The sequence below is a fragment of the Halobacillus sp. AWH4_228 genome, from assembly GCF_056158365.1.
The window spans coordinates 3,510,581-3,535,366 of sequence record NZ_JBSWTE010000001.1; the positions used below are offsets into that span (position 1 = coordinate 3,510,581).

General features: G+C 47.3%; 19 protein-coding genes. 3 read left to right on the forward strand and 16 right to left on the reverse strand.

Going from position 1 to position 24,786, the window contains the following annotated elements; all coding sequences use genetic code 11:
• Nucleotides 1-19: 19 nt before the first annotated feature.
• Nucleotides 20-751: a tryptophan-rich sensory protein gene (locus tag ACXADP_RS18140; protein ID WP_474967337.1), complete on the reverse strand. Its 732-nt coding sequence runs from the start codon at nt 749-751 to the stop codon at nt 20-22.
• A 228-nt stretch (nt 752-979) separates the two neighbouring features.
• Between ACXADP_RS18140 and ACXADP_RS18145 the strand changes: the two genes are divergently transcribed.
• On the forward strand, nt 980-1,834 hold the full coding sequence (locus tag ACXADP_RS18145) for an SDR family oxidoreductase (RefSeq protein ID WP_474972098.1): 855 nt from the start codon (nt 980-982) through the stop codon (nt 1,832-1,834).
• 689 nt (nt 1,835-2,523) lie between these two features.
• On the opposite strand, the gene ACXADP_RS18150 is transcribed toward ACXADP_RS18145, so the two are convergent.
• From ACXADP_RS18150 to ACXADP_RS18180, 7 genes are all read right to left on the reverse strand, one after another.
• Nucleotides 2,524-3,360 (reverse strand): glycosyl hydrolase family 28-related protein, encoded by an 837-nt coding sequence (locus ACXADP_RS18150; RefSeq protein ID WP_474972099.1) that lies wholly within the window; start codon nt 3,358-3,360, stop codon nt 2,524-2,526.
• A gap of 117 nt (nt 3,361-3,477) precedes the next feature.
• Nucleotides 3,478-4,689: a multidrug effflux MFS transporter gene (locus ACXADP_RS18155; RefSeq protein WP_474972100.1), complete on the reverse strand. Its 1,212-nt coding sequence runs from the start codon at nt 4,687-4,689 to the stop codon at nt 3,478-3,480.
• Between the two features lie 100 nt (nt 4,690-4,789).
• Nucleotides 4,790-5,611, reverse strand: a complete 822-nt coding sequence (locus tag ACXADP_RS18160; RefSeq protein ID WP_474972101.1) for a MerR family transcriptional regulator — start codon at nt 5,609-5,611, stop codon at nt 4,790-4,792.
• 26 nt (nt 5,612-5,637) lie between these two features.
• A complete protein-coding gene (locus tag ACXADP_RS18165) occupies nt 5,638-6,600 on the reverse strand; it encodes a siderophore ABC transporter substrate-binding protein (protein WP_474972102.1) in 963 nt (320 codons plus the stop codon).
• Nucleotides 6,601-6,622: 22 nt separating this feature from the next.
• A complete protein-coding gene (locus ACXADP_RS18170; protein ID WP_474967331.1) occupies nt 6,623-7,381 on the reverse strand; it encodes an iron ABC transporter ATP-binding protein in 759 nt (252 codons plus the stop codon).
• Nucleotides 7,375-8,325, reverse strand: coding sequence for an iron chelate uptake ABC transporter family permease subunit (locus ACXADP_RS18175; RefSeq protein ID WP_474967330.1), 951 nt, complete (start codon nt 8,323-8,325; stop codon nt 7,375-7,377). Before ACXADP_RS18175 ends, ACXADP_RS18170 begins: the two co-directional genes overlap by 7 nt.
• Nucleotides 8,315-9,268: an ABC transporter permease gene (locus ACXADP_RS18180; RefSeq protein ID WP_474972103.1), complete on the reverse strand. Its 954-nt coding sequence runs from the start codon at nt 9,266-9,268 to the stop codon at nt 8,315-8,317. The genes ACXADP_RS18175 and ACXADP_RS18180 overlap by 11 nt, the downstream gene beginning before the upstream one ends.
• Before the next feature lie 415 nt (nt 9,269-9,683).
• Between ACXADP_RS18180 and ACXADP_RS18185 the strand changes: the two genes are divergently transcribed.
• A complete protein-coding gene (locus ACXADP_RS18185; protein WP_474967328.1) occupies nt 9,684-10,571 on the forward strand; it encodes a fructose bisphosphate aldolase in 888 nt (295 codons plus the stop codon).
• A gap of 516 nt (nt 10,572-11,087) precedes the next feature.
• Here ACXADP_RS18185 and ACXADP_RS18190 read toward each other — a convergent pair.
• The 3 genes from ACXADP_RS18190 to ACXADP_RS18200 all read right to left on the reverse strand — a co-directional run bounded on the left by ACXADP_RS18190 (nt 11,088) and on the right by ACXADP_RS18200 (nt 15,963).
• Nucleotides 11,088-12,020 carry a ribose-phosphate diphosphokinase gene (locus tag ACXADP_RS18190; RefSeq protein ID WP_474967327.1) on the reverse strand — a complete coding sequence of 311 codons (933 nt, stop codon included), beginning with the start codon at nt 12,018-12,020 and terminating at the stop codon, nt 11,088-11,090.
• Between the two features lie 203 nt (nt 12,021-12,223).
• Nucleotides 12,224-14,020, reverse strand: coding sequence for an AAA family ATPase (locus tag ACXADP_RS18195; RefSeq protein WP_474972104.1), 1,797 nt, complete (start codon nt 14,018-14,020; stop codon nt 12,224-12,226).
• A 2-nt stretch (nt 14,021-14,022) separates the two neighbouring features.
• A complete protein-coding gene (locus ACXADP_RS18200; RefSeq protein WP_474970338.1) occupies nt 14,023-15,963 on the reverse strand; it encodes an efflux RND transporter permease subunit in 1,941 nt (646 codons plus the stop codon).
• Nucleotides 15,964-16,235: 272 nt separating this feature from the next.
• Here ACXADP_RS18200 and ACXADP_RS18205 point away from each other — a divergent pair, with 272 nt between their 5' ends.
• Nucleotides 16,236-16,802, forward strand: coding sequence for a TetR/AcrR family transcriptional regulator (locus ACXADP_RS18205; RefSeq protein WP_474972105.1), 567 nt, complete (start codon nt 16,236-16,238; stop codon nt 16,800-16,802).
• 497 nt (nt 16,803-17,299) lie between these two features.
• Here ACXADP_RS18205 and ACXADP_RS18210 read toward each other — a convergent pair whose 3' ends face one another.
• The 5 genes from ACXADP_RS18210 to ACXADP_RS18230 form a co-directional block, all read right to left on the reverse strand.
• Nucleotides 17,300-17,653: a hypothetical protein gene (locus tag ACXADP_RS18210; RefSeq protein ID WP_474967324.1), complete on the reverse strand. Its 354-nt coding sequence runs from the start codon at nt 17,651-17,653 to the stop codon at nt 17,300-17,302.
• Nucleotides 17,654-17,671: 18 nt separating this feature from the next.
• The gene (locus tag ACXADP_RS18215) at nt 17,672-19,918 is read right to left on the reverse strand and encodes a YhgE/Pip domain-containing protein (protein ID WP_474972106.1); all 2,247 of its coding nucleotides are present in this window, start codon (nt 19,916-19,918) and stop codon (nt 17,672-17,674) included.
• Between the two features lie 234 nt (nt 19,919-20,152).
• Nucleotides 20,153-21,772, reverse strand: coding sequence for an FAD-dependent monooxygenase (locus ACXADP_RS18220; protein WP_474972107.1), 1,620 nt, complete (start codon nt 21,770-21,772; stop codon nt 20,153-20,155).
• 171 nt (nt 21,773-21,943) lie between these two features.
• Nucleotides 21,944-23,848 carry an LTA synthase family protein gene (locus ACXADP_RS18225; RefSeq protein WP_474967321.1) on the reverse strand — a complete coding sequence of 635 codons (1,905 nt, stop codon included), beginning with the start codon at nt 23,846-23,848 and terminating at the stop codon, nt 21,944-21,946.
• A gap of 245 nt (nt 23,849-24,093) precedes the next feature.
• Nucleotides 24,094-24,744, reverse strand: a complete 651-nt coding sequence (locus tag ACXADP_RS18230) for an SDR family oxidoreductase (RefSeq protein ID WP_474967320.1) — start codon at nt 24,742-24,744, stop codon at nt 24,094-24,096.
• Nucleotides 24,745-24,786: the final 42 nt, after the last annotated feature.

A 24,786-nucleotide genomic window follows, 5' to 3' on the forward strand; every position in this document is an offset into this window, starting at 1 on the left:
ACGTCTTTCCATCAGCCATTTATGTCTTTCGCTGACGCAGGGCATAAAAAACGGTAAGAACCAATAATAAACCGGCAAGGATATAGGCTGTATACACTACGCCCGGAACTCCTGCATCTTCATTTTTTACAGCGATTCCAATAAACGCCCAGACAAAAACAAGTGGATAAATCCAGTCGTTCTGGCTGGTCATAAAGACTAAAGCAAGCAGAAAGCCGACGATCAGGAGAAGGATCGTCCAGGCAGAGGCAGAAATCCCAAAGCCGTCCCATCCGATATAGGTCAAGAAATAACTGATATTGGCAATCGTCGCGACACTGATCCAGCCTAAGTAAACGGAAAAAGGAAGCCGTTCCCAAAACGAAGCTCCTGCTTCCTGAAGCTTAAGATAAAGGCGGATGAGCGTGAGCAGAAGCGAAAGCATAACAAGGACGGACAGCCCGAAGAACTCGTAATGCCACATAAAAATCCATAAACTATTCAACAGCGAGCTCAATACAAATAGGCCGCTCGTATTCTGGTAAACAGGAAGATTTCTGCGACTTTCCGGGAACATGCTGAGCACCCAGATGCCGAGTAATAAATAGATAAGTCCCCAAATGCTGAACACATAGCCGGCTGGCGTGAACAGCACATCCAGCCTGTTCGATATTTCCCCTGTTGTCTGACCATTCAACGGCAAGGCATTCGCCAGCCCGTTCACTACTACGACGAGAAGGAACGCAGCCAGATTCATCAGGAATTTCCCCATAATAAACACCCCTTTTATAAAACATTCATGTTTCATTATTATTCCTTTTGACCCCGGAATAAAACATTTCCATACCAACCAGAAAATTAAACCCAAACGATTTTATATTTCCCTCTTGCATTAGAGTGCACTCCAACCATTATAGTTACGTTGAACAATCCGGATTGATGATGATAAAACGATGCCACATGGATAGAGAAAATCAAAACATTATAGGATGGGATGACAATGAACAAAAGTATTGCCGTTGTTACGGGAACTTCCTCAGGTCTTGGCCTTGGGATTAGTAAAGTCTTAGCAGAAGCAGGTTGGAAGGTTTATGCAACGATGCGGAACCTCGATAAAGGAGCACCGGTGAAGGAACTGCAGCAGAACGGACTGGATATCGAACTTCTCCAGCTGGACGTACAGTCACAAGTGTCTGTCGATCAGGCTGTCCAAACCGTCATTGACGAAGAAGGCCGCATTGACTTATTGATTAACAATGCAGGCATAGGCTACATCCGAAGCACCGAACAATCCTCAGAAGAGGATTACACACGGATCTTTGATATCAACACATATGGACCCATCCGCTGCACAAAAGCCATACTCCCTCACATGAGAGCACAGAAAACAGGGCGTATCGTATCCATCTCTTCGGTCGGCGGGCTCGTCGGACAACCCATGCATGAAATCTATTGTGCGTCTAAATTTGCACTGGAGGGGTATTATGAAAGTCTTGCCACCTATGTAACCCCTTATTTCGGCGTTGAATTTATGATTGTCGAACCCGGTGGTATTGAATCCGAATTTGCCAATTCCGTTCTTGCAGACATTGAAAAGACAGGTGGATTTCCAAAGGACGAGTATGAACAGGTCCTCAATGACTTTATGGGACAGCGGGGAAATCATGATTCAGGAGTGTTCCAGACGCCTGAAGAAATTGCAGAGCGCATGATGGTGGAATTAGAGAAAGACACCCTTCCTCTCCGCATGAGAACTTCGGAATGGTCTGAGGAATTCACGAAGTTGAAAACCTCTGCCGATCCAACCGGTTTGAAGCAGACCGCCATGGTTACTTCCAGCCTTCTCGGAAAATAAGGAAAAGACGATCCTGCACTAAGGATGGTCTCAGCTTGTAGAGAAACCCCTGTTTCTTTACAAGCTTTTTTTTCTTACCACCAGGAGCAAAAGCCCCTTCCCTTTCCGCGGACGAGCGCCCGAGCTTCCTCGCAACACCCACGCTCGGCGATCTCGGCCCACTCGTTCTTCCGCAGGAGTGGAAGGGGCACCGCTCCTTGGGGATTCTTTAACATCGACAAAGACTCTCCTTCACCCAGCTCACCTTTGCTGGATGGAGGAGAGTCTTTGTCATATTCCGGCAGGCAGCCGTCATCAGCGCCAGTTCTTTCCCTTTTTCTTTTACACGCAATCTTCAATCGCGCAGCCTATGACGTTCTTTTGAATCTGCGAAGCTACGCTCGACTTTCTCTTTTCTCATACGGTATATCCACGTTCTTTCATTTTATCGCAGCGTAGTTTTACACAGGCACCGGCACGAAGAGCGTTCGGTGGTGACGCCTGCGGGAACAGCGCGAGCCTCAGCTTACTTGGTCAAATGGTTTCTTGACCAAGTAAGCTGAGGCCGTGCCCGCGGCAAGCATCCGCCGATAAGCGGAACGTGCCCTCTCAACACGAGATGCGGACAACTCTAACTGGCTAACACAGGCTTTTTCTACAGCCAAAGACCATCCTGAGTGCAGGATGGTCTTTCTTCATTAGGTGCGACCTTAGTAGGTATTATCGGTTCCTTGGTCAAGGACGCTGTGATTTCCACGGAGTCTGCACTCCGTATGACTGCTGTTGGAGGTCAGATGCACAAGAGATCCCATCTGGGAAGCGAGATCAGCATCCCAGATCATTCCCCGCAGGTAATTATAATCCCCTGTTACACGGACAGCACTCCTGCTTATACTGGAGAGCTGGATCTGCAGATTCGTAAAGTTATTGCCGCTTGCTTCGTTAGGGATAGTCTTGGAAGAATTCATCCATATCCCCCTGACACAGTCATCGATCGTCACGTTCATGAAATTATTGGCATTCACCCAGCTGTAACCGGAGGAAGGTTTCGTTACCCTTACTTCTAAAGCTGTATGAAGTCCCACCGCTTTAATATCATCAAACTGCAAAAAGGATATCTCATCTGAAGGCTGACTGGAAGACAGGTGGATTCCTGTGCCCTTATGAGATCCCGACCAGTTCACCATGTTAATCTGTTGAAACCTGGAGCGGTTCCAGGAGTTGTAATACTTGTACTTCCCATCAAAAACAAGAATTCTACGACTAAAACGGCTGTCGTCTATCGCTATATAGGCGCCTGTTATTCCCGCGTCCTTCTCAATATGCAGCACATCCTGATTGCCATATACAACAAAGCGGGCGTCATAAGCAAAAACAAGGTTCACTCCTTCACGAAGTACCAGCGTCTCATTGATCACATAATCTCCATCCGGGACATACACAACACTTGGATTTCCATTGATTGCCGCATGATCAATCGCCTGCTGCACTTTCTGTGAGTCGCTGCCGGTGAAATCCGTAACAATTACAGCATGATCTTGATTCAACTCTTCTCTACCTCCACGCGGTTTATCTGAACGAATAGAACCGCTGATATCCGGCACTTATGCCTTCTATCATTCTATGCAGACACCCCCATGCCTGTCCGGGATTCCCAGCATGAATCATGTGCTCCCCGGACGGTTCAAGAGGATGTAAAAGACCACTGCCGACGTGGAACACACAGCCATTACGAGTGCCATCGGAAGGGCACCACCGCCAAGACCGACAAGCGGTGAAACGATGGCACCGAGCAGGAAAGGCAGCAGACCAAGCAGCGCTGAGGCGCTCCCTGCCTGCTCGGCCTGATCTTCCATAGCCAGAGAGAAAACGGTCGTATTGACGATTCCTACACTCGTAACAGCAAGGAAGAGCGTGAAACATAACAGCACCACATGGGCTTCTGCCAGAGCCGCACCAACGAGCAGCACCCCCCCGGTAAACGCCTGAATCAATCCATAACGGAACAAAGCGGTCCCGCTGATCTTCCGGCTGAGCAAGCCGGTCACCTGGGTGGCTGCCACAAGTCCGAGACCATTCACCGCAAATACCAGACTGAACTGCTGGGCGGATAAGGCATAGACTTCCTGAAGGACAAAGGTCGAACCGGAAATATAAGCGAACATCCCACTCATAATGAATCCTTTACTTAATACATAGCCCATAAAGGTCCGGTCTTTGACTAATGAACCAAACGTCTCAATGGTCTCCTTCAGCCCGCCTGTTTTACGATTCTTCTCCGGAAGTGTTTCTTCTAAAAACATGGCTGATGCAAGAAGCATGAGAAGGCCGAGACCCGTAAGCACTCCAAAAATACCACGCCACGGCATCACCTGCAGCAGCTGCCCTCCCGCTACTGGAGCAAGAATCGGCGCAAGTCCGTTCACAAGCATGAGCAGTGCAAAAAACTTTGTGAGCTCAGCTCCTGAAAACAAATCTCTGGCAGTTGCCCTTGAAATGACCAGCCCGGCCGCACCGGACAATCCCTGCAGGAGCCGCAATGCCACAAAGCTCCAGATGGAACCTGTAAACAAACACAAAAATGATGCCAGCATATAAACTCCGAGCGCAATGATCAACGGCTTTTTACGGCCTCTGACATCACTCAACGGTCCCATAACCAGCTGACCGACAGCAAGACCGATCAAGCAGGCCGTCAAACTGAGCTGGGTCATCGATGTAGTTGTTCCAAGCTCATCCGCAATTGTGGGGAGCGCTGGAAGATACATATCTATGGTCAATGGACCGAAAGCACTTAATGATCCTAAAATAAATATAAATACAGCAACGGGACTTCGTCTACCCGCCCTTTCCTGATAAACTTCTGTGTGATTCATCCATTCGTTCCTCCTTTATGCATACCCGGCTATTGTACGGGGTCCACCCACTGGAGGGTCAAACACAAAAAAAGACTGCCGGGAATCCCCTGACAGTCTTTTACTGTTTCACTTTGATTTGAATTTCCCGCGTATGCTCTTCTTCTTTATGGGAAATGAACGATTCTACGATGGTACGGACGAAAAACGGACCATCGGTCTGCCAACCCGCGTTCGTTATGTTCTCCAGAATGTTCTGGTAAACGGCAGGGCTGCGGCTTTCCTGCGCTTTCACATAAGTTGTCGCATAGAAGCCCTCTTCGAGAATCTTCCGCTTATCATGCGATTCTTCCTGTTTTTCGTCCACGGTGATGAAAACAGCCCTGTAATCAACGGCCTCCGTTTTGAAAACCTCCGCCTGTTCGACAACCATCCCGACCGTCCCGACCATGATCGGGGATTTGGCACTCACCTGTTTTTTCAACGCACGGAGAACTTCTTCCACATCATCCAGCTTGCCAAAGTGTCCCCGCACTTCAATGATCGAACGTTCCGGAAAGAAGTCTATATTCGTCTGATTTCTGATCCGATGATCCTTGGAGGATTCGAGTTCCGATATTTTTTGATGCAGCAGGCGGTTCAAACGGGTCAGATCTTCAATGAGATCTTCGTTTTTCTGTTTGTACTCCGCCAGCACTTCCATGAATTCATCGACTGTACTGTGCTCGACTTTTCTTTTGATTTCCCGGAGCGGCACACCCATATTTTTCAAAAAAGTGATCATGTCCAACTTCTTGAACTGTTCGATCGCATAATACCGGTACCCTGTCTGCGGATCCACTTCATAGGGGACGAACAAGCCGATATCATCATAATAACGAAGGGTTTTGACCGGAATGTTATTCAGTTTGGCCATTTGGCCGATCGTAAACGTTCTCTTCATCTTTCCCCCTCGCTTCTACCTGTTGTTTATTCCTCCAGAGCACGTTTCACTTCATCAGCCATAAGGTCGATCGGAGGAAGTCCACTGGATAGATACCACAGTTCAGGATCCAGGTAAACAATCTGGTCATTTTGAGCTGCCGTCGTACCGTTTACCAAATCGTTGTTCAACGTTTCAGCAGCGGCGGACTCTCCATTTACCACTTGGTCGCGGTCGACAACGAACAGGTAGGAGGGATCTTTTTCAGCAATATACTCAAAAGAAATATCCATGCCGTGCGTTGAAGATTCGATATCATCGGCCGTTGGCTGTACACCAAACACATCATGAAGCATGCCGAAGCGTGATCCCGGTCCATAAGCACTCACTTTCCCACCGTTGGACAGAACAACAAGACCATCCTGTCCATTGCTTTCTGCTGTTTCTTTCATAGCAGCGACCGTTTCATCTAGTTCATCAAGCTTGGTCTGCACTTCATCTTCTTTATCGAAAATCTGCCCCAGTGTTTCCATACCTTCTTTATAGGATGCCATAAAATCAGCAGGATCAGCCGATAAATACAACGTTGGAGCAATGTCCTTCAGTTCCTCGTAAGCTTCACCCTGACGTCCGGCAATAATGATCAGATCCGGCTGCATTTCATAAATCGTTTCAAAATCCGGCTCTTTCAAACTCCCGAGATTCGTATAGTCTTCTCCTTCATACTTGGAAAGGTACGAAGGGATGTTACTTGATTTTGCCACACCTGACGCTTCAACTCCAAGCTGATCCAGCGCAGATAGTGTACCATAGTTGAAAACAGCTACTTTCTCAGGATTTTCCGGCACTTCTGTTGTACCTAGTTCATGTTCAATAGTAAAAGTCTCTTTCGTTTCTTCAGATTCATTATTTGTCTCAGCTTCCGCACTGTTCCCTTCTCCTTGAGAAGAACAGGCCGCCAAAAACATAACAGCAGCAATAAACAAACCAAACAACCATACTTTTTTCATCATCGACTCATCCTTTTTTCTTTTATTTAAAATGTAGACAAATTCGTTCACCGTTAATGAGCTGCACAGGAATATCCATGTCGTAGACTTCCTTCAGCATCTCACTGTTGATCATTTCCTCCGTCGGGCCTTCCCGGGCAATCTCCCCATCCTTCAAGGCAACAATCCGGTCGGAATAGCACGAGGCAAAGTTGATGTCGTGAATCACGATGACCACCGTTTTCCCCATTTCCTCAACCATTTTCCTCAACGATTTCATAATTTGTACGGAATGCTTCATATCCAGGTTGTTCAAAGGCTCATCGAGCATGACGTAGTCCGTATCCTGCGCAATAATCATGGCAATGTAAGCACGCTGGAGCTGACCACCACTCAATTCATCGATATAACGCTCCTGGATCTCCTCAAGCTCCATGTAATGAATGGCTTTGTTGATTTCCTCCCAGTCCTCTTTTGTTAAACGCCCCTGTGAGTAAGGGAAGCGTCCAAAACTGATCAAATCACGGACCTGGATTCTCAGATCTATATGATTGGACTGTTTCAGGATGGAAAGCTCTTTAGCCAGATCGTTCGGTTTAATTGAATGAATGTCCCGGCCGTGCAGAAGCACCTGGCCCTCATCCTTGGAAATCAGCCGGCTGAGCATGGAAAGCAGGGTGCTTTTCCCCGCCCCATTCGATCCTATGAATGATGTGATCTTTCCGGGCTGAATGTCCACGGACAAATTTTCTATGACTTTTTTCGAACCATACGTTTTTGATACGTGTTTCACTTCTACCATGAACGATTCTCCTTCAACAATAAGTAAAGAAAGTAAACACCGCCGACAAAGTTTACGATGACACTGATTGGAATTGAGAATGTGAACAGATGCTCGACGATAAACTGTCCACCTGCAAGTGTGATGATGCTGATCAAAACGGCTCCAATAATCAAATAGCTGTGGCGGTAGGTTTGAAACAACTGATGAGCGACGTTGGCGACGAGCAGTCCGAGGAATGTAATCGGACCCACCAATGCTGTCGATACAGAAACAAGGACAGCAATAATGATCAGCCAGCGCCGGACAATTTTGTTATAAGGAATCCCGAGGTTCACGGCCTGATCCTGTCCGAGGGCCATGACATTCAAATATTTCAACATCGGAAACGCATAAACCCCGGCCAGGATTATAATGATGACGGAAATACCAAGCAGGTCATCATTGACATTGTTAAAACTGGCAAACATGGAATCCTGAACAATCGAAAATTCATTCGGGTCAATCAGCATCTGCATGAAGGAAGAGATGCTGCTGAAAAAGGTCCCGCATATAATTCCAATCAACAGAAGGAAATAAATATTGCGCTGCTCCATTCTGAATACAAGCCTGAACAGAAGCAGAGCGAACAGCACCATTAAACCTACAGACAATACAAAGTGGAAGCGATTCTCCATCATCGCCAGCTGCTGACCTCCGAAAACAAATACGATGGCCGTCTGGATCAGCATGTACAGAGAATCGAGTCCGATTAAGCTCGGCGTCAAAATCCGGTTGTTCGTGATCGTTTGAAAAATGACCGTAGAGAAAGCGATACAGCTTCCTGTCAAAACAATAGCGGCGACTTTCATCAGCCTGCGCGGAAACACATAACCAAAAGCTGTTCCGATATCCCAGAACAAAAAGAGAACCGAAAACGCGGTGGCCAGCAGACCGAGCAGGAGCATTTTTCTTTTAAGAAGCATAAGCATTCCTCCTTAACAGCAGAAACAGGAAGATGCCGCTTCCAAGAACGCCGACCGTCAAACCAATGGATATTTCATAAGGGAAGATCAACACCCGGCCGAGCATGTCACATACGAGCACAAACAGGGCGCCCAGAAGAGCTGTATGGAGCAGGTTCTTCTGCAGATGGTCCCCTTGGTAAATCGATACGATGTTCGGAATGATCAAGCCGAGGAACGGCAGAGAACCGACCGTCAACAGTACAATGGACGAAACGAACGCGACAATGACAAGACCGATGTTTACAATTTGTTTGTACTGAAGGCCCAGGTTGCTCGCAAAATCCTTTCCCATCCCGGCGATGGTAAAACGGTTGGCATAGAAGTAAGCCAGAATCAAAGCCGGAATACTCAAATACAACAGCTCGTACCTTCCTTTTAATATCATCGAGAAATCTCCCTGGAACCAGGAGCCGATGCTCTGGATCATATCAAAACGGTAGGCGATGAACGTCGTCAGAGATCCAACGATATTCCCGAACATCAGACCAACAAGCGGGATGAAAATCGTATCTTTGAATTTGATCCGGTCGAGAATCTTCATGAATAGAAACGTCCCGGCCAGAGCAAACACAAAAGCGATGGAAACCTTCATCAGCATACTAGCTGTCGGGAAAAGAATGAGTGCCGCAAGAATGCCGAGTCTTGCAGAGTCCATCGTCCCGGCCGTTGTCGGCGATACGAATTTATTCCGGCTCAGCTGCTGCATAATAAAGCCGATGACACTCATGCTCATCCCGGCGATCAGAATACTAAGCAGTCTCGGGATCCGGCTGACAAGCAGAATTTCCTGCTGCTGGGAGGTCAACCCGCCAATATCCATCACAGAGAGCTCCGATACGCCGATGAAAATAGATGCTATGGATAAAACGATTAAAGTTATGGCTAAGTATAAAACTCTCATACACGTACTTCTTAATGGAATGCTTCAATCTCCAACACGACAAAGATAATCATTCTCAATTAAAAAGGCTGGACCTCCCCTCTTTCTTTCCTTCCTTATACACCCCATTATAATGATAACGATTATCATTATCAACATAATTTTCGATCAATTTCTACACGGGTCCTCTCATTCTTCTTTCCATGCTAAACCCTCCAGTAACTGGAGGGTCAACAAAAACTGCGCTCTAAAGCGGAGTATGGACGCTTCTCCTCGTTCCTCATATTTGAACCGATATGGAAGAGTATCTTCCTCCCCCTGTTGAAAAATGGGGAAAACTAAAAATTATAGAAGGAGTTTGTTGGATGTTAAAGAATAGGTGAGAGAGGGAAAAGGATCCATGGAGTTTTTAAATTTCGTAAAAGGAGCGGATATCATGAACACCCGTCATTTTGAACGAATGAAAAACGAAGAAGGTTTTATTGCTGCACTCGACCAGAGCGGAGGCAGCACACCTAAGGCACTTGCCGCATACGGCGTACACGAAGACGCTTATGCCAATGAGGAGGAAATGTTCAACCAGGTCCATGAGATGAGAACGAGAATTCTCACCTCCCCTTCCTTCAATGCTGAGCAAATCCTTGGCGCCATCTTGTTTGAACAGACGATGGACCGCGAAGTGGAAGGGAAATTTACAGCAGACTACCTTTCTTCCAAAGGTATCGTCCCTTTTCTTAAAGTTGACAAGGGACTTGCCGAACAGGAAAACGGCGTACAGATGATGAAGCCGATCCCTGATCTGGATGATATGCTGCGCCGTGCCAACGAACGAAACATCTTTGGTACGAAAATGCGTTCTGTCATTCATGAAGCGAATTACGATGGCATCAAAGCTGTTGTAGACCAACAGTTTGAAGTCGCTAAAGAAATCCTTGCAGCCGGTCTCGTCCCAATCATAGAGCCGGAAGTCGACATCAACAGTGAGGAAAAAGAGAAATGTGAGGATATCCTGCGCGGTGAGATCCTCAATCAGCTCAATCAGCTGCATGAAGATCAAAACGTGATGCTGAAACTGACGATTCCTACGAAGCCGAATGCTTATCAGGAAATCATCAACCATCCACGTGTCGTCCGCGTTGTCGCTCTTTCCGGTGGATACTCCCGTGAAGAAGCCAACGAAAAACTGAAGGATAATGAAGGTCTGATCGCAAGCTTCTCCAGAGCCCTTGTCGGCGATCTTCATGTCGACCAGTCGCAGGAAGAATTCGACCAGTCCCTGAATCATTCCGTAAGCTCCATTTATGACGCTTCCGTAAATAAATAAACAGACAAAAACCTCCGCTGATTCAAGCGGAGGTTTTCTTTGTGTAGAGAAACCATTTATTCACCAGCCTTCAGGAGCACAAACCATTCCCTTTCCGGGGACGAACGTCCAAGCCTCCTCGGGAAAACCGCCCTCTGGGGTCTTGACCGCCCGTTTTTCCGCAGGAGTGAAATGGTTTGTGCTCCCTCCGGTGCCGGAAAAGACTCTCATTCATCCAGACGATCCTATAAGTGAAGTGTCAAAAAATGATGCTCTCTTTAGCAAACCAGCCACCTTTTCAACCATGACAGGGTGTGGACACGGGAAGCGTTCGGTGGTGACGCCTGTAGGAACAGCACGAGCCGAAGGTCCACTTGGTCAAGTGGTTTTGTTGACCAAGTTAGCTGAGGCCGTGCCCGCGGCAAGCACCCACCGATAAGCGGACCGTGGCCCCCACACGATTCAGGCGAAGAGGTAAAAGAACACGTGCTCTGTAAGTAGAAAACCCCCGCTTTTGAAAAGCGGGGGTTTTCCTTATTAATCGAACAGGACACTGACGGACTGCTCTTTCTGTACACGTGTCAACGCATCTGCAAACAACGGGGCAACAGATAGCGATACGATCTTATCAATCCGCTTTTCCTCAGGAAGATAAACAGAATTCGTCACGACCAATTCCTTGACCGGTGAATCCTCGATGATCTTCACGGAAGGATCGGACAACACGGCATGGGTGCCGCACGCATAAATTTCATTGGCTCCATTCTCGAGGAGTGCAGCAGCTGCTTGATCGATCGTTCCGGCAGTATCAATCATATCATCCACGATAATGACGTTCTTTCCTTCAATATTACCGACCACATTCAAATCTTCCTCCATGTGCGGTTCGGGGCGGCGTCTATCCACAAATGCTATAGGCGCATCCAGAATATCTGCCATGCGGCGCGCCCGGCGCAGACCGCTTGTATCAGGAGCTACCACGACAACATCCTCGATGTTTTTCTCCTTGTAATACTGAGCAATAATCGGAATGCCGAGCAGCTGATCGACCGGGATATTGAAGAATCCCTGAATCTGCGGCGCATGCAGATCAAGAGCGACGACTCTTGATACGCCTGCTTTTTCCAACAGGTTGGCAATCAATTTAGCCGTGATCGGTTCACGCGGACGTGCTTTCCGATCCTGACGGGCATACCCATAATAAGGAATGACCACGTTAATGGTCTTGGCGGAAGCTCTCTTCAAAGCATCCACCATAATCAAAAGCTCCATTAAATGTTCATTGACCGGCTGAGCCGTCGATTGAATCAAGTAAATGTCGTCTCCACGGACACTTTCTTCGATCGTAATTTGAATTTCACCGTCACTGAACCTCACTACAGAACTCTCTCCTAAAGGAACATCCAATATCTCTGAGATTTCCTCTGCCAACGGTTCGTTGGAGTTAAGCGTAAACAGCTTCATGCTCATCTTGATCTCTCCCGTACGTAAGAATTCAAATGGAGCCTATGTTTTACTTTTCATCTTGATAAACATTTACACCATTTTTATTTTGAGTTTACATCACTGTGTTATTCCAATAAAGAGTATACTATACCATTTCGAGTTTCGAAACTAATTAACTTCATACAAAAAAAGCCTTCTCCCGCATGAAAGGGAGAAGGCTTTTTCATCTAGCGGAACAAATCCAAAAAGCGGTCCCAGAGACTTTTCTCGTCCTGCTCCTTCTGCTCTTCTTCCTGTTCTGCTTTTTTGATACTTTCTGTTTTTATAACGAACTGAACCGATTCAACGTTCTCATTTTCTTCGGAAACAAAGGACACCGGTTCGAAATCGGAATAGTCATACTCACTCATCAATTGATCGATTTCCGACTGCATTTCGTCCGGCAGATCGCTGGTAGAGGCAGCGAGTTCTGCCGTTCCGTTCTGAAGATCAGAAGCACCGGATTCCAAGCCGGCTGTCCCGCTTGTCAGCCCGCCGATCCCGGAATGCACTTCCTCGTACGAACCGGCCAGCTGTCCCACGCCGTCCGTATACTCGACAAGTCCGGCATGAAAGTCATTATACTGCGAGGAGAAATTCTGAATCCCCTGCTGCAGCTCCTTGATGGATTCATCCACATTCACACTGCCGAGATTTGTTTCAATTGTATCAGCCGCCGCTGCGAGCTGGCCGTTGATCTCACTCAATGAAGCCACTGCCTGATCAAGGGCAGGCCCGGCTGCATCAAATGCGCCTTCTGCATCTCCGTAAACCACCTTAGCCTCCTGGGCTGCGTGATACGTTTCAATCAGATGATCGACCACTTCCTGATCGACTCCTGACTCACGAAGCGCCTGGATATCCTCCTCGGTCACTTCATACCCGGGAATGGAAGCCATCGCCTCATCCAGTTGATCGTGGGCATTGGTATATTGGCTTCTCAAATCCTCAAGGCCGTCTTCCGCTTTCTGAAGACCGGAAGAGAGCTCTCTCAAGTTCGTCTGCATCTGCGACAGGTCCCCAAGGTTCAATTCTCCAGGTCCCTGTGAAGCCAGACGGCTCATTTCCGCAAGCGCACTTTTGATCGATGCGGATCCTTCGACCAGAGAACCCGAACCACTGTGCAACTCCTGGATGCCGTTCAGATACTGTTCTGAACCACTATAAACCTGAGCTGTTCCGTTATTCAGTTCAGCGATCCCGTCGGCTAGTCCGGAAGCTCCATCATGGATGGCGGCTGTCGCATCCGCGAGTGAACTCATATCATTCTTGACGCCATCAATATCAGGCTCTTCCATAGATATGGAGGCAGGAACCGCAGCAATTTCAATGCTGTCCATTTCAATATTCTCTGCATCAGCTGTCACCTTGTAGCTTTCTTCTTTCTCAGGAAGAACTGTGAACGTGACCTGTCTGTCTTTCCCGGAACTGGCAACCGTCCCCTCAGGTGCCTCAATATTCTCGAAGATTTCTGCATCTAGAGGAACCGTAATCTGCAGGGTATAGTTGTTGAAAAAGACAGGATCGGCCCCTTCCTTTTCTGACGTCTCGATACCGATTTCCAGTTGTCCATCTTTTCCAAGGAGTTCCTCCGGATTGATTTCTTCTCCGTCCAGCTTATAGGAGAAGTTGATATTCCAAGGAAGATTTTGATCTTCAAGATTTCCCTGGTAATAAAACTCCTCTTCTCCGGCTTTCACTTCAATCCGCGAATTTCTCTGTGTGACTTCATTCGTATTCGTTAAGTTTTCTACGCTTGAGTAGGGGCCGAAATCAACAATCGTTCCCGGCTCTTCGATATCAAAGTTATTGACCACATACATGTCCTTCTGGCTGCCGTCTGCATTCAAGGTGGCATAGACGACTTCACGCTTTTCAGAGTAACGGCCTTCCTCCGCTTTTCCATCTTCTTCAGCAGAAGCAGGAGCGGCTGGCACGGCAAGAAGAAAAGCCATGATCAGCAGAGATGAACGTTTCCCTATCATTATCATTTCCCCTTATAAAAGTTTGCTTTCCATGTCGTTTTTTCAATCACACGGTCCAAAATCACAAGCAGTGCAGGCAGGACGAGGACGACCATCAGAAACGCAAGCAGCGCTCCTCTCCCCAGCAGCAGACCAATCGACGAAACAATGGGGTTCGTGGAGGTCATCCATAAAATAAAGCCGACACTGGACAAAATCGAAGCCGATACAAAAATAGCGAAGACCTTATCATCAATCGTTTTCTTAATCGCCTCAAGAGCTGACATATCTTTACGGAGATGATTGTAATTCTCCGTAAATAAAATGGCATAGTCGACGGTTGCTGCCAATTGAATCGTGCTGATCAATAGATACCCCACGTAGACGAGCGGCGTATCCATGAAATATGGAAAAGCGAGGTTCACCCATACCGAGGCCTGAATCGTAATGAGCAGGACCACCGGGATGGAAACCGACCGGAACGTCAGAATCAATACCGCCGCAACCGCAGCGATTGTCAGCCAGTTCACAAGGGTATTATCCTTCTGCACAATATTTTTCATATCATACAACGTGACGCTTTCCCCCAGCAGGTGTGTCTCATCATAGTACCCATCTGCAGTTTCCCTCACTTCTTCAATAAGGGAAAAGGCTCTTTCCCCCTCCGCATCGGTCTCCGTATACAGCGTAATTCTAGCGTAGTGTTCTGAATAAAACGTCTCGGTCACCGATTTTTCCAAGTATTCAGGCGGAATCGCGGGACTGACGATGTTGACATAGGAAACAACGCTGGAGACATCTGTAAGCTGCTCCAGATCCTGCACCAATTCTTCCTCTTTCGCCCGGTCTCCTTCAGGTACGAGGAGAACCATCGGGATGTTTTTGCCAAAAGAATCCTGGATGGCGGCTACATCCTGGCCGGCCCTTGTGTTTTCCGGCTGCTCTCCTGTTCCGTAAATAAAGCTCGTTTCATTTTGAGCCAGAAAAGCAGGCACAATGATGATTAACAACAGGATAAAGCTCGGCAGCCGCAGCTTCATGACGTGACGGCCGATCCCTTTGAAATCAGGAACAAACGGACGGTGCTTGGTTTTATCAATCCAGTGATAAAACATCATCGTCAGCGCCGGCAGGAAGACCATGACACTGATAAAGCTGAGAAGAATCCCTTTCAGCAGGTTCAATCCGAGATCGGCCCCGATACCAAAGTCCATAAAGGTTAAAGCGGTAAACCCAAAGAAAGTTGTGGAAGCACTTGCGACAATCGCCGGAAAAGAACGCTTCATCGCCAGCTGCATCGCTTCCTTCGGATCTTCGACTTCCCTGCGGTAATCCGAAAAGCTGTGGAGAAGGAATATCGCATAGTCGAGCGAAACGGCCAGCTGTAAAATCGGAGCGACCGACTGCGTGACAAAGGATATTTCTCCAATGAAAATGTTCGTGCCTAAATTAATCAGGACAGATACACCTATGGCCACCAAGAAGAAGACCGGTTCCATCCATGATGTCGTTGATAAAATTAAAATCAAAATGATGATCGGAACGAGCAGTGCGGCTGCATACATCGACTCGCTGCCTGTCATTTTCTGAGACACAGCTGTGTTGACGGCTTCACCAGCCACCGCGTTTTCTTCTCCAATCAATTCATAAATTGAATCTGTGGCTGCGACTTCTTCCCCTTCTTCAATGTGAAGGGAATAGAGCGCTTTTTCATCCTGGTAATAGGATTCAACTGTATCCGCAGAAGCCATCTCCAACGGTACTTTCACATCGATGATATCATCGAGCCATGTGACACTTCCGACTCCATCCACGTCCTCCAGCTGCTGTTTATAGCTGAGTGCTTCAGTGATCGAAACACCTTCAATCATGACCCGGGCGTTTTCCACCGGCTCATCGAATTCCTGCTCCATGATGTCCACCGCTTCAATCGAAGGGGCGTCCTCCGGCAGGTAGTCAATCATATTGTAGTTGACGGACACGGCGAACTGAGCCGCCGCACTTAACAGCGTAAGTATGACAAAGATAAGAACAATACTCTTTTTATGCTTTATGATTCGTGCTGTCCATCCGATAAAACGTCACCCTCTCTTGCATCTCCCATTCGTACACTATACTATTTTATTGACACCGTGTTGGATATTCAACAAACAGTTTTGTAATTTTCGTCATTTATCCAACATACCGGTACGCAAATGTTGGATTGTCATAAAAATGTAAAAAAAGGAGCCCCGCTATGAGTGAAAAAATGGACCGTCGCAAAAAGTATACCCGCCATGTACTGAAGGAAAGTCTGATCCACCTGCTGAATGAGAAGCCCATCGCTGACATTACCGTAAAAGAGATCTGTGTGCGGGCAGACATCAATCGTTCCACGTTCTACACCCACTATTCCGATCAGTATGACCTGCTCGGGCGGATTGAAGAGGAAATTACAGCGGATATGAACACCTATCTCAGTCAATATGATCATGAGCTTGAAGAAGAATCGATTCAGATGACGGAGAAGATTCTCTCGTACGTGCTTGAAAATAAGCTGATCTTTCAGACTCTGCTGAAGGGGGAAGCGGCGCCATCCTTTGAAAAACGGATGATGAACCTGACCAGAGGGTTCATGCTGGATAACTTAACGTCTGATAAAGTCATTTCCAAACAGGAATCCGAGTACGTCAGTACGTTTGTCATCAGCGGCGTCATCCACGTGATTAAAGACTGGATCCAGAACGACATGGACCAGCCGCCCGAGGAAATGGCGGTTATGGTCAATCATTTCATCCTCCATGGCCTTTCCCATTTCGATTAAAAAAGCCGCTTACGTTCCATAACGTGAGCGGCTTTCACGCTGTAGAAATCATACATGTCATCCAGTAGAGTTGTCTGTATGTCCGGGTAGTGGTCACGTTCCGCTTATCGGTGGATGCTTGCCGCGGGCACGGCCTCAGCTAACTTGGGCAGGAAAACCACCTGCCCAAGTGGATCTTCGGCTCGCGCTTTTCCCGCAGGCGTCACCACCGCACGCTCCTCGCGCCAAAAGTACAGCACATACGAAGGAAAATGGGTATCTTATGAGAGAAGGACAATTTGAGCTTAGCTTCGCAGATTCAAAAGAGCTGCACTTACGGCGTAATTGTCGTTCGCGTGGAAATGACAATGGTCCGAAACAAACGCTGATGACAGCTGATTATAAGAAGATAAAAAAGATTACCCTCTACCCAGCAACGGTGCAGGTACTAGAAAAACACTGGACTTGTTTACAAACGGAAAGCCGCTTACGTCTGATGACGTAAGCGGCTTTTTCAATCATGATTCGTGTTTTCTGGCTTCTCGTTCTTCCGTTACCTGCACGACCGGCTCATCCCATGGGTGAGCGGCGTAAATGCCCTGCTCAATCACTTTGGTGAGCAGATCTTCATCTCTCGGTATGGAAAATTCAATTCGAAACGAGGTCACCCGTTCTTTTTCTCCTTTTTTCCCTTCTGCAGGGACTGCTGTGCCGGAGGGAACAAACTGCTCCATCCCATCTTTCGTCTGCCACATCACATTCTTATACTGACCGACCTGCAGATCATCCACATTCAACACACTTTGAATGACACTATCGACATACTCAGGAATCACATATGTTTTCACTCGGTAGATATCTACAAGTTTCATACAATCTCTCCTTTTGTGTTAATGGAACAGTCCGGATTCCCTGGATTTAGCCTTCACCTGTCTTGTCCGCTTATGCAGCGGTCCTTTCAGGAAGACGCCGATTAACAGAAATACCCCGCCGAATAAACTGAGAAACACCAAGTCTGTTTCCACTCGTTCCGGCACAATACCTCCGACGGCTTCCCGCATCAGATCGATGGCGTAGGAAAACGGAAGGAATGGATGAATCGTCTGGAAAAACTCCGGAAGAAGCGCAACAGGATACGTTCCTCCCGACCCGGCAATCTGCAGGACGAGCATGACAATCGCTCCGGCTTTTCCGACGTCCCCCAGAACAGATACAAGAGTAAAGACAACCGTCATAAAGACAAAGCTGATCAGCAGACCGAACAAGACAAATGGAACAACTTCAGCCACACCGATATCAAGAAGGAATACGTTTCCGAGCGTGACGACAAGTGTCTGCAGGAAGCCGATACTTACAAACGTCGCAAGTTTTCCGAAGTACTGCTCATAGCTCCGGTATTCCTGGAGGTTGACCGGGTCCGTAGACAGTAACGACACCAGAAGCAGTGCACCGACCCACAGGGACAGGACCGTATAAAAAGGCGTCATACCTGTTCCATAGTTTTCAATCGGGAACAGGGCGTTCTTACTTAAGGTGACCGGTTCTTCAAAAAAGTTTTCCTCAGCTGCCGGGTCATTTTTCAGAAGATCAATGATTTCATTGATATCTGTTTCTTCCTGGATCTCACGTATCCGTTCCGCCATTTCATTCACTTTTTGATTGACGTACGGATATTCGTTCATCATATATTCCAGGATATCCTGACCTTCTGCAATATTGCCTTCCGTACTGTTCAAAATCCGCTCGACTTCAGGAACGGTCGATTGGACATCCACCAAAATGGATCGGGCGTCCGCCAGCGTGCTTTGAGCTTTGTCGATTTCGGACAGGACCTGCGGCTCAATGTTTTCGTTGTATTCTTGCAGGAACGCATCAATCTGATCCGCCGTTTCCCCTGACTTTTCTTCAAGGGAGGCAAGGGTTTGATCGATGTTCTGCTGGGCTTCTGACAATCGATCACCAATCTGACTGCTGTCCTCCTGGATGGACGTGAGCGCTTCTTCTATTGCCTGGACATCAGCAATCGCCTGATCAATGGTTTCCTCAGGAATCTGTGGGGATGGCTGCGGCGTGTTTTCTTCACTATTTTCTTCACTGCTCTCTTCCCCATTGTCTTCCTGATTTTCTTCATTCCCTTGATTGGCCTGCTGCTGTTCCTTCACTTGTTGGAGAAGCTGCTCGACCGCCGCGATTTCTTCCAAGGACTGACTTGTCTGATCATTGATTTGACTACGGATTTCACCAATCGAATCCACATTGACATCGACCGACTGGACATCCTTCAAGAAGGCGTTCACGTCCTCAGCCGTCTGTTGGGCTGCGTTCAAATCTTCCTTTACCTGCGGAGAGAGTTCGTTCAACCGCTGCTCCGCATCATCAATAAACGCCGTCGTTTCATCAATTGTGTTTAATCCATCCCCTGCCGCCTGCTCAGCCTGCGGAATTAACCCCTGCACATCGTTGATGATGGAGGAAGCATTCTGGGAATCATCATACGCATCGGAAATCAATTGATAAATTTCTGGCAGATTCTCTTCCAGCTTGAAAATATATTCTTCAAAGCGCTTGATATCCGGCAGATCGTTTTCCAGTTCAAGTCCGAGATCGTTGAACAGATCGGCAACGGTACCGTTCACTTCCGAGATGAACTGACTGGTAATTTGATCGACCAGCACCGTGGCTCCTTTTTCAGTAATTTTAGGGGCAATGGCATTAATCTTTTCGTTGACATAGTACTGCACTTCCGACTTTTCCGGATTGCCTTCTACGACCGTTCCTAAGTGTTCAGAGAAAGTCTCTGGAATGACAATGACGGCATAGTAGTCTCCGTACTCCAGTTTATCCATCGCCTCACCGCGATCGGTAAACTGCCAGTCGAAACTGTCTTCATCCTTTAAGTTATCCACCAATTCCTGACCGACATCGATATCCTTATCCCGGACAACAGCCCCTTGGTCTTCATTGACTACGGCCACAGGCAGCTGGTCCGTCTGACTGTAAGGGTCCCACGATGCTTTAATATTGAACCAGGCATACAGGGAAGGGAGGACAGCGAGTCCAAGAATCAGGATTAACGCTACCCAGTTCGTTGCCGTGTTTTTCCAGTCTCTGCTGAATATTTTCCATATGTTCTTCATTTCAGATGCTCCTATACGTTCGTCATGGTTTTGAATGGGAGTACATGAGTTTACGTTAGTTTTATCTACGAGAAGAAATTATATAGGAATGTTTCAAAAGTGAAAAGGGTGGCAGCTCCATGTAAGCCTCACCAATCCACACAGCAGAGGACAAAAATGAATTTTCGTTCATTATAAAAAGGTGATTCCACGAGAGGAAACCCGCTTCTAATAGAAGCGGGTTTCCTCTCTCGTTTATTGAAAAAGCTGGTGCAGTTTCTCAAGCGTCCTCTCTTCATCCATCGATGTGTCATGAAAGGCGACATGGCCATCGGGCCGGATCAAAAGCGCACTTCCTTTTTCCATGCCGAGCTTCCGTTCCATGTGCCGGTGGACATCATAAATGATCGGTAAATCATCACCATCCGTATGGACAGTCCCACCTTTAGCCACAAGGAATATCTTCATCAGCCCTTGGAACTGGTCATTCACTTTTTGCGCAAATGTGTAGGCATAATCTATGACATCCTGATGCTGGGCATCAATATAGATCAGACAGACAAATCCATATTCGCAGATGAACGGATACAGCCTCTCATCCTTCGCCCCATCGAAAAACAAAAGATGATCAGGTACACGATGGCCGGCTTGGATCGCTTTACGCGGCAGGGTGGAATCCTTCAGCTCTTTATTCCGTTTCACCTTTTCATATTCGTTATGGATATTGGATAGATGATTGGCGATTTTCTGCTGCACCCAGTCCTGAGTCAGCGCTGCTTTTCCAGCCCAGTTGCGGACTTTTCCCTGGGTTCCCTCCAGATTTACGACTTTCAACATCCGGGACGTTTCTTTCAAAACATCCTTCCCAATAGGAAAGCGTTCATCCTGATAACTATCCAGGAACGAATCTGCAGCATAGCCTTTCAATACTGAAGCCAGCTTCCAACCCAGATTGGAAGCGTCCTGCAGGCCGAGATTCATTCCCTGGCCTCCGAAAGGGTTGTGGATATGAGCCGCATCTCCAACAAAAAACACCCGGTTCTTCCGATAATCGGGGACCTGACGGTGAGCAGTACCAAAATAGGAAAGCCATGTCGGATTTTCAAGGCGGTAGGAATATTTCAGAACCGTATTGACGCTATCCTGCAGTTCTTCCATCGTCAACTCATCTTTGTGAGGAAGCCCCTGCCTGGCGCGGTCAAAACCGACCACCCGGTAACTGCCGTCTTTGTATGGAAAGAAGGCGACTGCCCCGCGGTCATTCAAGTGCATATGAATAAAAATTTCTTCAAGACCGGGAACATCGACATCACCAAGGAAAAAGGTGTACCCTTCATCTTCGCCTTCAAAATCGACGTGCAGCGCCTCACGGACTTTACTGTGTGCGCCATCTGCTGCAATTAAATAGTCCGCTTTATATTCCTTCACTTTCCCGTTACAGGAAGCCTTGACGTATACGCCTGTTTCATCCTGATGAACATCCATCACCTCGTGCTCCCGTTCGACTGTACCACCGAGCGAGTCGAGATGGTTTTCCAGGATTTTTTCTGTTTCACTCTGAGGGAGGATTAAGAGGTAAGGATAACGGCTTTCAATATGGTACAGTTCCACAACGGAGGCATTCTCTCCACCAAGATGAAGCTTAGCCCCGGGGCCTGGATAACCTTTTTCGAGAAATTCCTTGTGCACACCAAGAAGCTCGAACATTTCCATCGTCCGCGCTTGAATGCCGAGTGCCTTGGAGAGATCGGATGGTGCCTCGCGTTTCTCCAGACAGATGAAGTCGATGCCCTGTTTTTTCAGTTCATTGGCCGCCATCAAACCGGTAGGACCCGCACCGATGACGATCACTTCTGTTTCAATAACGGAAGACATGATTCTGTGCCCCTTCCTTTTACGTACTTTTGTATAACGCAACCTATTGTACGATACCCTTCTGGCAGAGCTTCAAGCGTATTGAGGCATATTCGTAAAGGGACCATCAAGAAAAACACAGCACTAAAAAAAAGAGCCCGCACCTATATGCAGACTCTTTTTTCTCTATTTTTATTGATCAGTCGTCTCTTCTTCTTCAATCATCTCTGTTTCATCCAGATAACGAAGCAGGTCTCCGTATACAACGGAATCAGACAAGGCCAGTTCTTCTTCTGCCTGTTCAAAGCCTTCTCCGCAGGCCGCGTCTTCGACCTCTTCACCCGTTTCCCGGTCATAGCAGGTGCCGTTGACGCCGACATATTCTTCGTTGGCGAAGTTTCCGTCACGTGTGACCATCAGCTCCTGACGGTCCTCGTTGAACAGGTCCTGACCGAACTGGATCGGGTTGTCATCTTCTACACCGAGCATATTCATCAAGGTCGGACGCAGGTCAATCTGTCCGCCTACGGTGTCATATTCCTTACCTTCAATGCCTTCTCCAATCATTAGAAGCGGCACTCGCTGAAGTTGGAACTGCTCGTAATCGTTAATATCTTTATCGAGATATTCCCCCATCGCCTGCTGGTGGTTTTCAGAAATCCCGAAGTGGTCCCCGTATATGACGAGTACCGTGTCGTCATAGAGGTCTGACTGCTTGAATTCCTCCACAAACTGCTTCAATGCCTCATCCTGGTATCGGATCGTCTGGAAGTAGTTGTTCAGCGTCTGACTGGATGTTTCTCCTTTTTCAATCAGCTGTTTATCTTCTGGAAGAGTAAAGGGATGGTGGTTGGTGAGCGTGATCATCTTGTTGTAGAACGGCTCTTCCATCTCTTCCATTTTCGCTAAGGAATCTTCAAAGAAATATTCATCCAAGTAACCCCAGCTGTGGGACTTCTCTTCCGTTACATCATAGTCTTTCTTCGAATAGAAACGATCATACCCGAGAGAATCGTACATGACGTTCCGGTTCCAGAAAGTCGCATCATTAGCGTGCATGACTGATGACGTATAGCCTTCCTGATCAAGAACTTCCGGAGTGGCCTCATACTCATTACCTGAATGGGTAAAGAAAGCTGCTCCACGGTTCAGTCCATAGAGAGAGTTATCGAGCAGAAACTCAGAATCGGACGTACGTCCCTGTTTCACTTGATGGTAGAAGTTACTGAAATAAGCTCCCTCTTCTTTCAAGTCATTGAAATAAGGAGTCAGTTCTTCCCCGTTCAATGTGTTATCCACAACAAACGTCTGCGTACTCTCAAGCGAAAGTAGGATGACGTTCTTTCCTTCCGCTGCCCCTTCCATTTCTTCACCTGCACCGGACTTCGTTTCGTTCAAATAATTGAGAACCGGAACGAGTTCGTTGCTGTCTGCGAACGTTTTCTTCGCTTCGGTCTGTCCTTGAAGCACGACGTCATAAGCGTGGAAGTTCAGAACGCCGATATATTTCACCAGCATATTGCGGTCAAAGGCCCGCTGCAATAGTTCAGTACGTTCCGTCTGCGCCCATCCGATATTCACGATGAACAAGGGGATGGCCAGCGCCGCAAGGATGAAACCTTCTTTACGCTTCGGCTGGAAAGACGTCAGGCGCTTCCCGTTCAAATAGAACAAAAGAAAGGCCGCTGCAAAAATATCGACAAACAAGAAAATGTCTGTCCAAGAAAGGATATCTGTAATACTCCCTCCGAGCCCGGCAAGGTTTGCGGCCTGCCCAAGCATAGGAATGGTCAAGAAATCAGAGTATTCTCTGTAAAATAAGACGTTAAAATATAATAAAAGCGATCCGACAATATACATGGCCAGCATACCTTTACGGCCGGCAAGCAGAATCCCTACACCAAATAGAAGAAAAATACTGCTGAGTGGGTTGAAGGCCAGAATTAAGGCTTCATTGAAGTTTTCAACGTCAAGGTTGAAAATGCCGCTCTGGATGATATACATCTTCAGCCAGAAGACAGCCATCACCGCTCCATAAATCATTACTTTCTTCTTATTGGCGGGGTCTTCCAATTTAGCTTTCCATTTAGAAATCATGAAATAACCTCCGTTTTATTAAACCTAAATCAATTGAAATACCGACAGCACATTCGCTGCATCATGGGTGCCGTTTTTTTCTACGACAAAACTGATCATAACATATTTTAAAGAAAAACCCCTTGTTTTAAATAATCTGTTATGTTCTTTTAATTCTGTAACACCCACGTAATCAAAGAAGAAGCAGCACCTGAAAACATAAAAAAACAACCTGCTGAATCAGCAGGCTGTCCCTGTTCGAAAGCTTAGAGTTTGTTCACAGCATCTTTGATGGAGGTGGATCCACCAACGACTTGAAACTCTTTTCCAATCGTTGATTCGTTTTCAAGCACCGAAAGCAGAACACCTGCAACATCTTCCCGGGAAATCTCTCCCCGTTCAACGGTCTCCGCTGCCTCTACCTGACCGGTCCCATTTTCATTTGTCAGAATACCTGGATGGACGATCGTATAATTCAAGTTCGTACGACGGAGCCAGTCATCGGCATAATGCTTCGCAATGACATACGGAGCGAAAGACGCCGGGGCTCCCTGAATCGCCTCACGTGTCGTATCAAAGGAACTGACCATCACATAGCGGCTGACCCCTTTTTGTTTGGCGGCCTCCATCGTTTTCACAGCTCCATCAAGGTCGATCATTACCGTTTTATCCGGTCCTGTGTTCGGACCTGACCCCGCCGTAAACACGACAGCATCCACGCCTTCAAAGGCTTCCGCCATTTTTTCGGTCTCATCCTCAAGATCAACAATGACGGTTTCTGCGCCAAGATCTTTGAAATAGGAGGCCTGCTCCTCTTTACGGATCATAGCTACGGCTTCTATATCATCATGGTTTTGTATGTTTTGTACAAGGTGTTTTCCTACCTGACCATTGGCTCCTACGACAAGTACCTTCATGGAAAAATCCATCCTTTCATCGATAAGTATCTCCCTTATATG

What these genes read in the sequence shown, in the direction of transcription:
- ACXADP_RS18140 (WP_474967337.1), bottom strand. Translation starts at nt 751, where the DNA reads ATGGGGAAATTCCTGATGAATCTGGCTGCGTTCCTTCTCGTCGTAGTA.
- ACXADP_RS18145 (WP_474972098.1), top strand. Translation starts at nt 980, where the DNA reads ATGAACAAAAGTATTGCCGTTGTTACGGGAACTTCCTCAGGTCTTGGC.
- ACXADP_RS18155 (WP_474972100.1), bottom strand. Translation starts at nt 4,689, where the DNA reads ATGAATCACACAGAAGTTTATCAGGAAAGGGCGGGTAGACGAAGTCCC.
- ACXADP_RS18160 (WP_474972101.1), bottom strand. Translation starts at nt 5,611, where the DNA reads ATGAAGAGAACGTTTACGATCGGCCAAATGGCCAAACTGAATAACATT.
- ACXADP_RS18165 (WP_474972102.1), bottom strand. Translation starts at nt 6,600, where the DNA reads ATGAAAAAAGTATGGTTGTTTGGTTTGTTTATTGCTGCTGTTATGTTT.
- ACXADP_RS18170 (WP_474967331.1), bottom strand. Translation starts at nt 7,381, where the DNA reads ATGGTAGAAGTGAAACACGTATCAAAAACGTATGGTTCGAAAAAAGTC.
- ACXADP_RS18175 (WP_474967330.1), bottom strand. Translation starts at nt 8,325, where the DNA reads ATGCTTCTTAAAAGAAAAATGCTCCTGCTCGGTCTGCTGGCCACCGCG.
- ACXADP_RS18180 (WP_474972103.1), bottom strand. Translation starts at nt 9,268, where the DNA reads ATGAGAGTTTTATACTTAGCCATAACTTTAATCGTTTTATCCATAGCA.
- ACXADP_RS18185 (WP_474967328.1), top strand. Translation starts at nt 9,684, where the DNA reads ATGAACACCCGTCATTTTGAACGAATGAAAAACGAAGAAGGTTTTATT.
- ACXADP_RS18190 (WP_474967327.1), bottom strand. Translation starts at nt 12,020, where the DNA reads ATGAGCATGAAGCTGTTTACGCTTAACTCCAACGAACCGTTGGCAGAG.
- ACXADP_RS18195 (WP_474972104.1), bottom strand. Translation starts at nt 14,020, where the DNA reads ATGATAGGGAAACGTTCATCTCTGCTGATCATGGCTTTTCTTCTTGCC.
- ACXADP_RS18200 (WP_474970338.1), bottom strand. Translation starts at nt 15,963, where the DNA reads ATGATTGACTACCTGCCGGAGGACGCCCCTTCGATTGAAGCGGTGGAC.
- ACXADP_RS18205 (WP_474972105.1), top strand. Translation starts at nt 16,236, where the DNA reads ATGAGTGAAAAAATGGACCGTCGCAAAAAGTATACCCGCCATGTACTG.
- ACXADP_RS18210 (WP_474967324.1), bottom strand. Translation starts at nt 17,653, where the DNA reads ATGAAACTTGTAGATATCTACCGAGTGAAAACATATGTGATTCCTGAG.
- ACXADP_RS18215 (WP_474972106.1), bottom strand. Translation starts at nt 19,918, where the DNA reads ATGAAGAACATATGGAAAATATTCAGCAGAGACTGGAAAAACACGGCA.
- ACXADP_RS18220 (WP_474972107.1), bottom strand. Translation starts at nt 21,772, where the DNA reads ATGTCTTCCGTTATTGAAACAGAAGTGATCGTCATCGGTGCGGGTCCT.
- ACXADP_RS18225 (WP_474967321.1), bottom strand. Translation starts at nt 23,848, where the DNA reads ATGATTTCTAAATGGAAAGCTAAATTGGAAGACCCCGCCAATAAGAAG.
- ACXADP_RS18230 (WP_474967320.1), bottom strand. Translation starts at nt 24,744, where the DNA reads ATGAAGGTACTTGTCGTAGGAGCCAATGGTCAGGTAGGAAAACACCTT.